The 14,301-nt window shown below is 70.7% G+C and carries 6 protein-coding genes; all 6 read right to left on the bottom strand.

Annotated features, from left to right (window positions below; all coding sequences use genetic code 11):
• Nucleotides 1-17 precede the first annotated feature (17 nt).
• The 6 genes from DB31_RS47920 to DB31_RS18125 all read right to left on the bottom strand — a co-directional run bounded on the left by DB31_RS47920 (nt 18) and on the right by DB31_RS18125 (nt 14,267).
• A complete protein-coding gene (locus tag DB31_RS47920) occupies nt 18-1,436 on the bottom strand; it encodes a beta-1,3-glucanase family protein (RefSeq protein WP_083968416.1) in 1,419 nt (472 codons plus the stop codon).
• 76 nt (nt 1,437-1,512) lie between these two features.
• A complete protein-coding gene (locus DB31_RS18145) occupies nt 1,513-2,718 on the bottom strand; it encodes a glycoside hydrolase family 16 protein (protein ID WP_044189216.1) in 1,206 nt (401 codons plus the stop codon).
• A 268-nt stretch (nt 2,719-2,986) separates the two neighbouring features.
• On the bottom strand, nt 2,987-4,339 hold the full coding sequence (locus tag DB31_RS18140) for a GH1 family beta-glucosidase (RefSeq protein WP_044189213.1): 1,353 nt from the start codon (nt 4,337-4,339) through the stop codon (nt 2,987-2,989).
• Nucleotides 4,340-4,443: 104 nt separating this feature from the next.
• Nucleotides 4,444-5,469, bottom strand: a complete 1,026-nt coding sequence (locus DB31_RS18135) for a substrate-binding domain-containing protein (RefSeq protein ID WP_044189210.1) — start codon at nt 5,467-5,469, stop codon at nt 4,444-4,446.
• A gap of 408 nt (nt 5,470-5,877) precedes the next feature.
• Nucleotides 5,878-7,716: an SWIM zinc finger family protein gene (locus tag DB31_RS18130; protein WP_044189208.1), complete on the bottom strand. Its 1,839-nt coding sequence runs from the start codon at nt 7,714-7,716 to the stop codon at nt 5,878-5,880.
• Nucleotides 7,713-14,267: a HEAT repeat domain-containing protein gene (locus DB31_RS18125; RefSeq protein WP_044189206.1), complete on the bottom strand. Its 6,555-nt coding sequence runs from the start codon at nt 14,265-14,267 to the stop codon at nt 7,713-7,715. The genes DB31_RS18130 and DB31_RS18125 overlap by 4 nt, the downstream gene beginning before the upstream one ends.
• Between the last annotated feature and the right edge of the window lie 34 nt (nt 14,268-14,301).

Raw genomic sequence — 14,301 nt, 5'->3', positions numbered from 1 at the left:
CCGACTGCCGGGGAGGTCTAGCCCGCGGGGCAGAACGTCACGTTGAGCTGCGTGCCGCCGGAGCACGTGAAGAAGCCGGCCTGGTTGGCGGCCATGGGGTAGTCGTCGTAGGCGAACGCATACACGGCGCCGCACTGCTGATGAACCCACTTGGCGTACTGGTTATACGGCTTGCCCGTATTGTAGTACTGGGAAACGGTGGTGCTGTCCGGCGCGTCCACCATGCCGCGGTTCAGCGCGGCGCACCACTTGGCGCTCTGGTCGAAGAACGGCGGGGAGCACGCGTAGACCTGGGGCGTCTTCGCCGTGCCCGGGTTGCACTGGCCCGGGTATTTGCTGGCGCAGCGGGCAATCTCCGAGTCCAGCCGCGTGCAGATGGTGCCCCGGCGCGAGTCGCTGGCGTACTCGCCATCCAGACAGAAGGAGCGGGGCGCGAGGCAGATGGTGCCGCCGCCCATGGAGTAGCGCAGGCCGTCCGGGCAGCCGGTGTCGATGGCGCTCTGCATGGCGCTCGCCGTCTTGTTGCACTGCACCTGGACGCAGTTGTTGGCGCCCGCGGTGCTGATGGCCATGGGCAGGCCCACGTGGTCCACGTAGGTGAGGTTGTAGTGGATGAGCTGCGAGCCGTTGTTCTCCAGGGTGAACTCGGCCTTCTCCAGCTCGCGGGGCGAGGTGGGCGACGGCAGCGTCCGGTACGCGCTCACGCGGCCGGCGGGGTAGTTGCCCGGCGTGTTGTAGGTGTACGTCTGGCCGCTGGCCAGGTTGCGGTAGATGGGGTTGCCCGACGAGTCCCGCTCGAGGCTGATGCTGTTCACACCCGTGAGCAGCACGTTGAGGTTGAACGGGCACTTGTTGGTCACCTTCACGGGCACCGTCCCGGAAGGCGGCGGCGTGGTGGTGCCGCCGCTGTTGTGCAGCTCGAACCAGTCGAGCTTGAAGAGCCAGTCGCCGCCCGTGGCCACGCCCTTGAGGTACAGCGAGCGGGTGCCGCTGAGCTTGGTGATGGTGACGGTGCGGGTGGTGAAGGTGTTCCAGTCGGCGCCAGTGGCGGCGGTCAGGTCCACCGTGCCGACCTTCGTGCCGGAGCCCACCGCGTCCGCCCAGATCTCCGCGCGTCCGCCGCCATAGGGCGCCGCGAGCTGGAACTTGATCTGGTCCGCGTCGGTGAAGAGCACCGAGGGGTAGTGGATCACCTCGTTGACCTGGAAGCCGCCGACGGACTGGCCCTCGCCGCCGCCCTCGTTGAAGACGGCGCCGGCCGTGGTGCCGGAGGAGGACCAGGTCTCCGCCTGGCGGCGGCTGCCGACGATGACGGACTGCGAGGTGCTCTCCAGGGAGATGCCCTCCGGCGCCTCGGTGGTGCCACCACAGCCCAGATTCAACGCAAAGAGACATCCCGCGGCGCCAACGCCGCTCCAAAAGCTCGAGTTCTTCATGTGAGGTTCTCCGGAGAGCCCCACCGGGCGGCGGCAAGCCACCCGATGGAGCTGGCTCAACAGAAAGGGGAGGGGATTACTGGCGCTGCCACACGCGGACGTAGTCGACGTACATGTACATCGGGAAGTCGGCGGGGTTCGGCTCGGCGTAGCCCGTGAACAGGCCGCTCAGGGCCAGGTTCAGGATGATGTGGAAGGGCTTCTGGAACTCTTCCTTGTTGCTGGCGGTGATGTCCACGGTGTGCACGGGCGTCGGGTGCGTATCGCGGTCCACGTACCAGCGGATCTGCGTGGGCTCCCACTCGATGGTGTACAGGTGGAACTGGCGCACGTCGCCCACGTTGATGTTGCTGGGCTGCTCGTTGTTGAGGCCGTTGCCCCACGGGAAGAGTCCGGTGCGCGAGTCCCAGAACAGGTTCTGGTAGGTGTTCGCCTCCAGGTTCTTGTGCTCCATGATGTCGATCTCGCCGCAGCTCGACCAGTTGCTCGCCATCACGTCATAGGCGCTCATGGCCGGGGTGTAGCTGCTGGTCACCGAGTCGTCGCACGCCGTGCCCATCATCCAGAAGGCCGGCCAGGTGCCGATGGCGTTGGGCATGGCGATGCGGGCCTCGACGCGGCCGTACTTCCACGACTTCTTGCCCTTGGTCGTGATGCGCGAGGAGAACTGGTACCAGTTGCGGCCGGCGATGTTCGTCGGCGTCGTCTTGAAGTCCGCGCGGATGACGAGGTTGCCGTTCTGCACGGAGGCGTTCTCGGGGCGGTACCACTCCCACTCACCGTTGCCCCAGCCGGAGAAGGCGCCCGCGCCCGGGTTGAAGCCGTTGCCCACGTGGTAGCTCCAGTTGGCGGAGTTGGGCTGGCCATTCACGCTGAAGGTGTCTTCCCACACCACCGCCCACGAGCCAGTCGGCGGGGGCGTGGTGCCTCCAGTCATGGTGAACTGGGTCCACGCGGTGTCAAACGCCCCCGTGCTGGCGCCCACGGTGAGGAAGTAGCGGACCGTGGCGCCGTTGGGGATGCCCGTGACGTTGTACGTGTGGTTCGTGCCGCTGGGCGTCATGCGGAAGTTCTGCTGCGCGCCCGAGTTGATGGTGTAGTGCACGTCCGCCCAGCTCGCCTCATTGACGTAGAAGCGGACGCTGTTCGCGGAGGTGATGGTGTGGCCATACGTGGTGGCCGCCTCCGCATCCGGGGTGAACAGCACCGCCAGCGCGACTGCCAGACACTGCGCCGCGAGCACTCCTCGAAGACCAACGCCTACTGCCGGGTTGCCACGCATCTCGAGCTCCTTGGGGGGTGGAGGGATGGCGTCTGGTTGGTAGGGATGGGCCCCTGCCGCATCCGGGATGGTGAGTTCAGAGCGTGTCGAGGTGTGGTGCGGTGCGTCAGCGGCAAAGACTCAGCTCGGGGCCCCCAGACGTTCGCGGAACTGCCTATAGGCCTGTTTTCCCAGCGAGTAAAGCTTTTAGTGAAAGCGCATTCACGAAAGCGTCACACTGTCGCCCAGCGGACGCCTTCACGTGAATGTGTATGGATTGAGAGCGCCGTCAGGGCGCGACGGCGGAGGACTGCCAGGGCCGCTGGGCGGCGATGAAGTCGCGATACCAGAGCGCGCTGTCCTTCAGCACACGACGCTGCGTGTCGAAGTCGACGTACACGAGCCCGAAGCGCTTGAGGTAGCCCGAGGCCCACTCGAAGTTGTCCATGAAGCTCCACGCGAAGTAGCCGCGCACGTCCACGCCCTGCTCCCGGGCCGCGGCCAATGCCGCGATGTGTTGCTCCAGATAACGCACGCGCTTCGTGTCATGCACCGCGTCATCTTCCAGACGGTCCGCGAAGGCGGCGCCGTTCTCGGTGATGGAGAGGGGCGGCAGGCGGTAGTCGCGCGCCAGCCGGGTCAGCAGCGCGGTCAGCCCCTGGGGGAAGACTTCCCAGCCCATGTCCGTGAAGCCCTGCTCACCCGGGGGCTTGGCCTGCGGGTCCTCGGCGTGGATGAAGTTGCGCATGTAGTAGTTGATACCCAGGAAGTCGATGGGCTCCTGGATCAGCCTCAGCTCCTCGGGCCGCACGATGGGGGCGTCCGCGCCCAGGTGCTCGAGCACGTCCTGCGGGTAGCTGCCGCGGAACAGCGGATCCATGTACCAGCGCACACCCAGGCCATCCTCCAGGTGGGCCTTGGCCCGGTCGGCGGCCGTGGGCCGAGCCGGGTAGCTGGGCGACAGGTTCAGCACGATGCCGAGCTGCACCCGGGGAGCCACCGCGCGCAGCGCTCGCACCGCGAGGCCATGCGCCATCAGCAGGTGGTGAGACACCTGCATCGCCAGCCGCCGGTTCGTCAGGCCGGGGGCGAAGATGCCCTTCTCGTAGCCCAGCGTGGCCACGACCCAGGGCTCGTTGAACGTGGCGATGCTCTCCACCCGGTCTCCCAGGCGCCGCGCGACGAGCTCCGCGTAGTCGGCGAAGCGGTGAACGGTGTCCGTGCGCGCCCAGCCGCCCTCGTCATGGAGCGCCTGCGGCAAATCCCAGTGGTAGAGCGTCACGTGCGGCCGGATGCCGCGAGCGCACAGGCCGTCCACCATCCGGTCATAGAAGTCGAGCCCCTGGGGGTTGAGGGGAAGACGCCCCGTGGGCAGCACGCGGGGCCAGGCCACGGAGAAGCGGTAGGAATTGACGCCCAGCGAGGCGATCAAATCCAGGTCCTCTTCCAGCCGGTGGTAGTGGTCGCAGGCCACGTCTCCCGTGTGTCCCTCGACGACCTTGCCGGGCGTGTGGCTGAAGGTGTCCCAAATTGACGGGCCCCGCCCGTCCTCCGAGGCCGCGCCTTCAATCTGGTAGGCGCTGGTGGCGACTCCCCACTGGAAGTCACTCGGGAAAGAACCGGAAGCCTTGGAAGTCGTCATTCCCCGGACTGTGCCACAGCGGCGCTCGGGAGTGAAAGCGCTTGCAGTGCGGGTGGGGTTTTCCGTCCCTGGGGGTGTGCGTCAGACAACCACTCTCAGAGACACTAGCCGCGGCGGCGCAGGGTGGACTCGCGGACGATGATCTGCAGGGGGAGGTCCGTGACGGGGATGGGCTGGCCCTGGATCAACCGGAGCATCGCCTCGCCCGCGATCTTCCCCAGGTCATACGCCGGCTGGCGCACGGAGGTGAGCGGCGGCGTCGTATAGAGAGACGAGGGCAAGTCGTCGAAGCCAATCAAAGAGACGTCCTCGGGCACGCGGATGCCTTTGCGATACAAGGCGAGCCGGGCGCCGTAGGCCATCTGATCATTGGCGGCGAACAGGCCGGTGAAGTTGAGGCGCGACTCCAGCAGGTGGTTGATCGCCAGCAGGCCGCCGGTCTCATGGAAGTCGCCGAAGGCGATGAGGCGCTCGTCCACGGGCAGGCCGGCCTCGGTCAGCGCGCGGCGGTAGCCGGCCAGACGGTCGCGGGCATCGGCGGTGATTTCAGGCCCAGCGATGTGGGCGATGCGCGTGTGGCCCAGCTCGATGAGGTGGCGGGTGGCGTCGTAGCCGGCCTGCTCGTTGGCCAGGCTGATGCTGAAGAGGCCGGGCCCCTGCAGCGAGCGCCCGGTGACGACGATGGGCATGCGCTGGGCATGAGTCAGGAGCGTGGCGTCGTCGATCATGCCCGTGAGCACGATGATGCCGTCCACGCGGCGGGCCACGAGCAGCGCCATGCGCTCGGTCTCCTTCGACGCGTTCCAGTGGCCGCTGACGAAGAGGGGCGCGTAGCCCGCGCGGGCCAGGCTGTCCTCGATGCCCTTGAGGGCCTCGTTGAAGAAGGGGCTGGCGATGTCCTGCGTGATGACGCCCACGGACATGGAGCGCCCACCGGCCAGACCGCGCGCCATGACGTTGGGGTGGTAGTCGAGGTCGGCGATGGCGCGCTCGACGGCCTTGCGCTTGCCCTCGCGGACTCGGGCGGTGCCATTGAGGATGCGGGAGACCGTGCTCGGGGACACTCCTGCGCGGCGAGCCACTTCCTCCAACGTCACAGGGGCGGGACTACTGCGGACTTCACCAGCCATAAGCCGAAGCTCTTAGCAGAGGCTTGACAGCGCTGTCAAAAAGCTGTTGGCGGCTCGTCGAGCAAGCAACTGAGAGAGGCCCCCAAGGCACCACCTGCTTACCTGGGGCACGGTAGCCTCACCGGCTCTCCCCACCGTCAGTACTCCGGCCGGGTGAAGAAACGGCGGTTGCGTCGTTGGCTCAGCTCTACACCCGGCCGGAGTACTGACGGTGGGATGAGAGCCAAGAACAGGCTACCTTGCGGAGAGTGTCCAGCATTGCATCCAGAGCGGCGCAGCGCCGCTCCCGCGCTCGAGGCGCTGAGGCTGATGGCTTTGGGACCTCTCTCGGTTGCTCGCGCTGAAGAGTCTGGGTGGCGTCACTCCTTTCGTGGTGGCCACCCGTGAGGCGGCCGGGCTGATTGTAGATCACACCATCGCCGAGGCGGCATCGATAAAGCCCTCGGAGGCCAGTTCTTCCAGGCGCGCGAAGTAGGCGGTGCGGGCCTCGGCGTCCGTGTCGAACCAGAGCTTCTGGTGGCGGGCGTCGCCCAGGCGAGGGCCCCACTCCACGGCCACCAGCTTGCCGTCCAGGGAGACGCGGTACACCTGCTCTTGTCCGCTGGCCTCGCGGCGCACGTACGAGCGCGTCTCCGCGCGGATGTGCTTGCGGCCCTCGGGCGTCTGGCGCAGGGCTTCCTCGGCCGCACGCTGCCGGGCGTATGCCAGCCGCAGGGCGATCATGTGCTCGCAGGGGCCCTCGCGCAGGCCGGAGCGGCGGAAGTGCGGGCAGCCGCAGCTGGCCTCCTTCACGCGGCCCTCCAGGTCCAAGGTGAAGACAGGGAAGAAGCTGCGCACGGCCTCGCGGTCCACGACTTCGCCGTGGATGCGAGTGCCCTCGCCCACCACCTCGTGCACCTTCGTCACCTTCACCTCGCCCGCGCCCGGACCGCCGTCGCCCAGCAGCCGGTGCGCCCGGGCCTCGCGCTCGCTGCCGAAGCGGATGACGGCCTCGTCCACCGGCGTGGGCATCAGCTCGCGCGGGCGGTACGCGCCTCGTGCGATGTCATAGAGGATGCGTCCGCGCAGGCACTCGAGCTGCAGTGCCGCGCGCACCGCGTCCTTCGGGGCTCCCGCGCCCGCGACCAGTGTCTCGAAGGAGAGCGGGCCCTCCGAGCGCAGCCGCTGGCGCAGCTTCTCCGAGAGTCCCTCTGGCACCGCGCGCGGCATCAGCACGTCGAAGGCCGCAGCGCTGGACCAGCCGCTCTCCGTCCAGCCCGTGAGCGCCAGCGTCAGCGTGGCCGGGCCCATGTCCATCACCCAGAACACCGGCAGGCCCGGGCCGAGCAGCTGCACCCGGACGCTCTGGGCGTGGGGCAGCAGGCGCGCCAGGGCCGCGAGCCGCTGACGGCCGAAGGTGCGCACCACCGCCGGCGCCGTGCCCGTGTACACGGAGGCGTGGCACTCCAGCACCAGCTCCCACGGCTCCAGCACCATGCGCGGCGGCGCGCCGGGGACCAGCTCGAAGCGCAGCGCGCGCGGGGCCTTCTTCGCCTTCCGGGTGCGCAGCGCGAACAGCAGGTTGTAGAGATCGATGGGCGCCAGCGTGCACGTGTTCGCCGGGAGCGTGGCGGCGGACTGCACCTGGAGGAAGCCGCGCAGCCAGGCGTGCGGCACCTCCACGTTGCGCGGGGCTCGGGCCTCTCGGGCGGGCAGCGCCACGTGGGCCTCCAGCGAGAGCGGCACGTAGGTGCGCAGCCGGTCCACCTTGTTGACCAGCTCGGGCGGCACGTCCAGGAAGGTGGAGCCGTGCGCCGCCTCGCGCCCGTCGAAGAGGGTGTTGTCGAAGGCCAGCCGGGCGTAGGCGCTCTCGTCGCGGGAGAACACCTCCAGGGACACCTGATCCGGATCCACCGTGAGGACGGGATCCAGCACGGTGTCCTTCTGCTCCTCGCTCTGGAGCGAGGCGTCCAGGAACGCCTTCTGCGCCTCCCAGATCTGCGCGGTGGCGCGCTTGCCCTGCTTCATGAGGTAGGCGAGGTACGCGGTGCGGTCCCGGCCGCGGTAGCGCAAGTCACTGGCGAGCACTCCGAGCGTGGCAGCCAGCGCGTCGCGGAAGAGGGCGGGCTCACGCACCCGGCCGCGGAGGCCCACGGTGCCGCGAGAGCCCTCCAAGGCCAGCAGCACGCGCGAGTTCTCCGTGCGTGCTTCCACGTCGCTCGCGGTGGCGTAGCGCAGCTCGACGGGGTGTCGGGTGGCGGTCGTCACGACGGATTTCCTCCCTTGCGGGCGCGCTCAGCGGCCCGGCGTGCACGTTTGTGGGCGCGGTAGGCCGCCTTGCGCAGCTCCACCGATTGGCCCTTGTCGAAGGCCTGGCCGCGCAGCAGCTCCGCGGCCTCATCTCCACCCAGGCGCCCCAGCGCGGCCCAGGCTTCCGGCTTCACCTCAGCGCTGCCACCGGTGGCCAGCGGACGCAGCGGATCGAGCTGGTGCGCGGCAATCACCGTGGGCAGGGCCACCCGGCGGCCCTCGGAGGAGGTGAGCGACTTCGAGTCCTTCAGCCCCACGCCCATGGGCCCCACGGCCACGGGGTCGAAGGGCTTCACCTCCAGCGCCCACGCGGCGCGGTCCGGTGCGAGCCGGGCCAGCGAGGCCGCGGCGGCCTCGCGCACCCGGGCATCCGGATCCGCGAGCGCGGCCCGGAGCGCCTCGGTTGCGGCGGTGAGCTCCTTGGGAGCGGAGAGGACAGGCTTCGCGCCTGCCTCCGCCGTTCCGAGCGTGCTCAGCGCGCGGGCTGCCTCCTGGCGAACCTCCGCGGGAGCCCCGGTAGCGCCACCCTGGAGGATGGCTCGCGCCCCCGTGGTCACTTCCACGACGCCAAACCGCGCGCTGGCCCACAGCAGCCGCTCCCACGCGCGGGCCAGCGGGGGCCGCTTGGGGCCGGGCGCCGAGGTCCACTCGGAGGAGGTGCGCCGCTCGGCCTTCGCCAGCGCTCCGGAGAGCGTGGCCAGGTCCGAGGCCGGCAGCGGTGCCCGAGGCTCGCCCGTCCACGTGCCGATGACGAGGGCGGCCTCCTCGCGCGCCTGCGGCAGCTCGTGGGCAAGCAGCGCGGCCAGCTCCGTGATAGGCAGGGCGCCTCGACGCGCCAGACCCCGGCGGATCCTCCGCCGCAGCGTCTCGTCCTTCAGCGTCGCCAGCTTGGGGACGAGCAGCGCGGGATCCGCCTCCTCGGCGAGGTACGTGGCGGCAGGCTCGGAGATGTCCGAGAAGCGGCTCGCCACGGCGAGGAACTCGACTCGCACCCGGTCCTTCGGGAAGAGGATGTCGAGCGCCTTGCGCGACTCCCTGCGCAGCGCGTAGTCGTGCGAGTCGAGCACCGAGGCCAGCGCGGACTCGGCCGCCAGGTCGCCCAGCTTGCCCAGCTCTGTCGCGGCGGTGACGCGGACGGTGTCCGTTGTGGAGTCGTCGGTGAGCAGCGCCTCCATCTTCACCCGGGCGCGCTCGCCACCGATGTAGCGCAGGCCTCGCACACCGGCCTGCTGCTGCTCGAAGGAGTCCGATTCGACCGCCTCGCTCTCCACCTTCTCTTCGATGCGTCTGCGCTCCTCGCCCTCGGGGAGCTTCGAGGCGAGCCGGCCCAGGGCCTCGATGGCGGCGACCACCATGCTCGGCTCGGCGGGAGCCTCCAGCGTTCCACCGGCGGCCACGGCCTCCAGCTCGGCCAGGGCGCGCACGTCTCCGAGCGAGCCCAGCGCCAGGAGGGCCCGCTCGCGCTCTCCCTCCTCACCGGCCCGCACGTACAGCAGCAGGGGGCGCAGCGCGCTCGGAAGCCGCTTGAAGGCCGCGGCCTCGGCGGCGGGCAGCATCAGCTCGCGAGCCCCGGCGCGGAGCACCTCCTCGATGGGTGCCACCTTCGCGCCCTGGTTCACCACGCGCTGGGAGTAGCGGGCCACGGCCTCGCGGCGCACCGTCACGTCGCGGTCCGTGAAGAGGCTCAGCAGCAGCGCGTCCTGGCCCGCGTCGGCGCCGTGCTCCAGCTCGAGGGGCACGGCCAGCCGCACCGCCACATCATTAGAGCGCGCGGCCGAGCGCAGGAAGCGGACCGCCAGCTCGGCGTCCCGCAGCTTCATGTCGGGGGTGCCATCGGGCAGCGGCTTCACGTTCCGGTCCGCCACCGCCATGGCGGCGGTGATGCAGGCGAGGCGCACGCTCGGGGCCTCGTCCTCGAGCACCTGCCGTGACAGCACCTCCACGGCCTCCGGGCGCAGGGTGCGGCCCAGGGCGTTCACGAGGTTGTTGCGCTCGTCCAGGCTCGTCGAGGTGCGCAGCCGGCCCGCGAGCGCGCTCACGGCGGCGGGCGTCGCGAGGCGGGCCAGGGCCTCCATGGCGCGCTTGGCGTAGGCCGCGTTCTCCGAGCGCAGGAAGGCCGTCAGCACCTCCACGGCCCGGTCATCCTTGCGCCACGCGAGCAGCTCCGAGGCGCGCATCCGCAGGTCTTCGTGCTCGCTGGCCATGGCGCGGCCGAGCGCCTCGGTGACGCGCGAGTCGTTGGCACCGGAGAGACGCTCGATGACGCCGATGCGGAGATCCGCGTGCTCACTGGAGAGCGCGGCCAGCAGCGGCTCCAGGCTGCCCGCGGGGCTGAGCTTCTCCAGCAGCTCGAAGGCGTACTTGCGCACGTCCGGCAGCGGCGAGTTGAGCGCGGCGGTGATGCGAGGCCGGGCGGCATCGCCTCGGGAGGCCAGCTCGTCCAGGGCGGCGCGGGCCACGTCCTGGGACAGCGAGGCCAGGGCCAGCGACAGCGGCTCATCCGAGCCCGCGGGGTACAGCTCTTTGAGTCCCGCGAGCGCCGCCTTGCGCACGAGCTGGTGCGGGTCCTCCAGCGCGCGCAGGAGCGCGGCCACGGCGGCGGGCTGTCCGGCGAAGCCCTCCTGGGTGAGCTTCACCACGCGGTCCACGGCATCGCGGCGCACGCGGTGGCCCTCGTCGTCTCCAGCGGAGACCTGCCGCAGCAGACCGACGTAGGCACCGAAGGCCAGCCGGCGCAGGTGCTGGCGCTCGGCGGAGACCAGGGCCTCGGAGGAGGGCGTGGCCTCCTTGCCAGAAGAGAAGAGGCGCCGCAGCCAGCTCTTGGCAGGCTTCTCCGCCTCGGGCCGGGGCTTGGGTGAAGTTTCAGGCTTCCACGGCTGCTCCAGCGAGCGCGGGCGCGCCACCTTCTGGGCCTCGCGGAAGTAGTCGAGCGGCTTGTGGCGGAGGTTCAGCACCTGGGCAGCGGCGTAGCGCTGCTCGGGGACGTCGCTGGCGAGCGCCTCGGCGAGCCCCACCATGCGGCGGGCGCGATCCTCCTCGGCGGGCCACTCCTTCATGTCGCCGGCCTTCTCCGGCTTGGGCGGCAGCAGGCCCTCCACGAGGTGGGCCTGGTAGGCCTCGGGGTCGGCGCGCAGCTCCAGAGCGCGGGCGGCGGCGTAGCGGACCTCGGGGCGGGCGCTGGAGAGGGCGCTGGTGAGCAGATCCGGCGGCTCACCCCGGCGGGAGGCACGGAGGTCCCTCGCGAGGATGATGGCGAACACCATCTCCTGCACTTCGCGGGCACGGTCCTCGAGGCCGTGGAGCATGCCGCCCTCGCCCTCGGCGCCGAGCGCCGCGAAGGAGAGGATGGCGCCCAGGCGGATGGGCAGGTGGTCATGCCGCAGCGTGCCGGTGAGCACGGGCAGGGCGCGCGCGTCACCCAGACGCGAGAGACCGTCCGCGGCCCAGGAGCGCACCGCCACGTCCGCGTGGCCGAGCGCATCCAGCAGGAAGCCCTCATCGCCCCGGCGGCTGGCGGTGGCGAGGCCTCGGCCGCCCTGCTCGCGCACCTCGCCCAGCTCGTGCTTGAGGAGCGTGGTGGCATAGAAGGAGAGCAGCCGGCGCGAGCCCAGCGTGGCCAGGGCGCTCGCGGCGCGGGCGCGCAGCGGGTTAAGGAACGCGGGCGGGTAGCGACGCTCGAGCTCCTTGTCGGTGATGAGGACGCGCATCGGCTCGATGATGTCCTCGGCACCGCGCGCGGCGAGCAGCTCCGCGGCGCGCACCTTCAGGGGCAGGGTGGCGGAGAGCAGGCCCGCGAGCAGCGGCCCGTTCTCGTGGGGCACGAGCTTGTCGAGTGACTCCAGTGCCTGGAGGTGGACGGAGGGCTCCTCGTCCTGGATGAGCTTGAGCAGCGGCGAGCGCATCGCCTCGGCCGGAGCGTGGACGGCGTTCTTCGCCCCGAGCGTGCGCAGCGAGGCGTGGGCCGTCTCCAGCGTGGCGAGGTGGGGCTCGGGCTTCTCCTTGCCAGCGAGCTTCACCCACGCCTCGTACGCGGCGGTGGCCACGTTGGCGTCGCGGTCCTGCACGGTCTTCTTCAGCCGCTCGATCGCCCAGTCTTCCTTGGAGCGCGTGGCCAGCTCTTCCACGGCGCGCAGGCGCAGGTCCGGGAAGCGGCCGGACAGGGCCCGGTCCAGGGCCTTCTGCGGCTCCTTCTCGTTCCAGGCCCAGAGGGTGCGGAAGGCCTCGCCGCGGACCTTGGAGGACTCGTCCTCGAGCGCATTGCCGAGCAGCGGCTCCGCGCCTTCCGGGCGCTTGCCCTGCGCGCCCAGCTTCACGAGCCGGTCGAGTCCCCGGACGCGCACGTCCTCGAAGCCGGAGCGCAGCGCGGCCTCGGCGCTGGAGAGCGGCGTCTCCGCATCGAGCGCGGTGACGGCCTCGAGCGCCGAGACACGAACGTCCGCGTCCGCGTCATCCAGCATCCACACGAGCCGCTCACGGGCCTGAGCGTCCTGCAGGGCCTGGAGCGAGGTGGCCGCCTGACGGCGGATGGAGGCGTCCGGCTCGCGAGACAGCTGGAGCAGGGCGCCCAGGGCGCGGGCATCTCCGAGCTGCGCCAACCCACGGGCGCCTCGGACGGCGGTGTCGGGGGTGCGGCAGGCCATGGCGGCGAGCAGCGGCTCCTGATCAGCCTCGGAGAGCGCTTCGCCCGGCTGGCCCTTGCCGATGAGCTTCTCCAGGAGCTTGTCGAGGGCAGCGGTGACTTCGCCCTCGGTGGAGAACTTCCCGGCCTGTCCCTCGGGGGCCAAGCGCTTGGCCGAGAGCACCGTGCGGCGGGCCACATCGCGCAGGGCGAGGCGGAAGTCCTCGTCCTTCTTCTCCAGCACCTGGGCCAGCGGCCGGTGCTCCAGCACGCGCACGGTGAAGGCCACGCGGCGCACGTCGGAGTCCGAGTCATCCAGGGCCCGGGCGACCAGCGGCTGGAGCTGTGCGGCACCGAGCTGCCCCGCGCTGGCGGCGCGGATGAGCACCTCCGCCTTGATGTGCGCAGGGCCCCGCTCGAAGGCGGTCTTCAGCGGCTCGGTGCTGCCAGCGGGGGACGCCTCGGTGAGGGCATCGAGCGCGGCCAGGCCCACGTTGGTATCGGAGTCCGTGAGCTTGCCGGCGATGAGGCCGGGCACCAGCGGGGACGTGCCCGCGAGCTTCGCCAGGCGCCGGAGGCCCGCGATGCGGATGTCCGCGAAGCGCGAGTCGAGCGCGGCGCGCGGGGCGGCGAGCGGAGTCTCCTCCAGCGCGGCCAGGGCTTCGAGGGCTGCGGCGCGGACGGCGGCGTGGTCGTCATCCAGGCGCTCGCGCAGCTTGGGGCGGGCGGCGGTGCGGCCCTTGGAGGCGAGCTCGGAGGCGGCGAGCTTGCGGACCTCGGCCTCGCGGTCGGTAGAGAGGACCTTGAGGACGAAGTCGAGCGCCTCGGGCTCTTCGAGGGCGACGGCCTCGCGGACGGCGGCCTCGCGCTTGGGGCGGCCGCCGCTGAGGGACTCGGTGAAGGCGTCGAAGCCGTGGGCGTAGTCGAGCTGCTCGTCGGAGGGCTTGCCGTCCGGCTCCACGGTGAATCGGTACACGCGGCGCTCGTCGCCACCGGTGAAGACGTGGCCGAGCATCGTCTTGGCCTGCCGCGAGTTGGGCGGCGGCGAGAAGGCGAGCGCGTGGAGCGGCTTGCTGCCGCAGTCGAGGGTACGAGGCTTGCGGCGCTCATCGAGGCGCCAGACCTTCACCTTGCCATCGGCACCCGCGGTCCAGAACCGGTCGCCGGGCTCCTGGCCGGGCTCAGCGGTGGGCGTGGGGGTGAAGAAGAGAGCGAGCACGGGCCCGGCGTGACCGGAGTCCTTCTCACCGCGCACCTCGAACTCGACGGCGCCGACGAGGTACCAGATGCGGATGCGGCCATCATCGCCCGTGGAGGCGAGGCGCCCATCGCGAGGGGTGAAGGCGAGGGCGCGGACGGGGCCCTCATGGCCGGCCATGTCGCGGCGGGCGCCGGTGGCGAGGGTGAAGGAGCGGACCACGGCGTCATCGCCGGCGCAGGCGGCGAAGGTGTGGCTCGGGTCGACGGCGACGGCGCGGAGGGGCTGAGGCGAGGCCTGCCACTCGTGGAGCTTCTTGCCCGAGTCGAGGGCCCAGCCTCGGAGGTACCCATCGACGCCCACCGTATAGAGGCGCTGTGAGTCCGGGCTGAGGGCGACAGCGGTGCAGCCACCGGGGTGCGCGTGGGCCAGCTCGCGCTCCACCTTGCCGTCACCTAGGGCGCCGATGCGCACGGTGCCGTCCGAGCCTGCAGCGATCCAGCGCTCACCGGCAATGGCGAGGGCGGAGGCAGCGGAGGGGAGGTCCACGGACCAGAGGACCTTGTTGGCGTTGAAGTCGTAGGCAGTGAGCTTGCTGGCGGAGGCAGCGCGAGCGCCTCCGGCCAGGAGTACGCGGCCGTTGGCCGCAAGGGCGCGTACTTTCTCGATGTTGCCGATCGCGAGGTTGGCCATGACGCTCTAGAACCCTCCAGCGTGGGCCCACCGG

The organism is Hyalangium minutum, assembly GCF_000737315.1.
Lineage (GTDB): Bacteria > Myxococcota > Myxococcia > Myxococcales > Myxococcaceae > Hyalangium > Hyalangium minutum.
The sequence above is the reverse complement of the archived record's forward strand: the minus strand, read 5'-3'. Positions and strand labels throughout refer to the sequence as shown.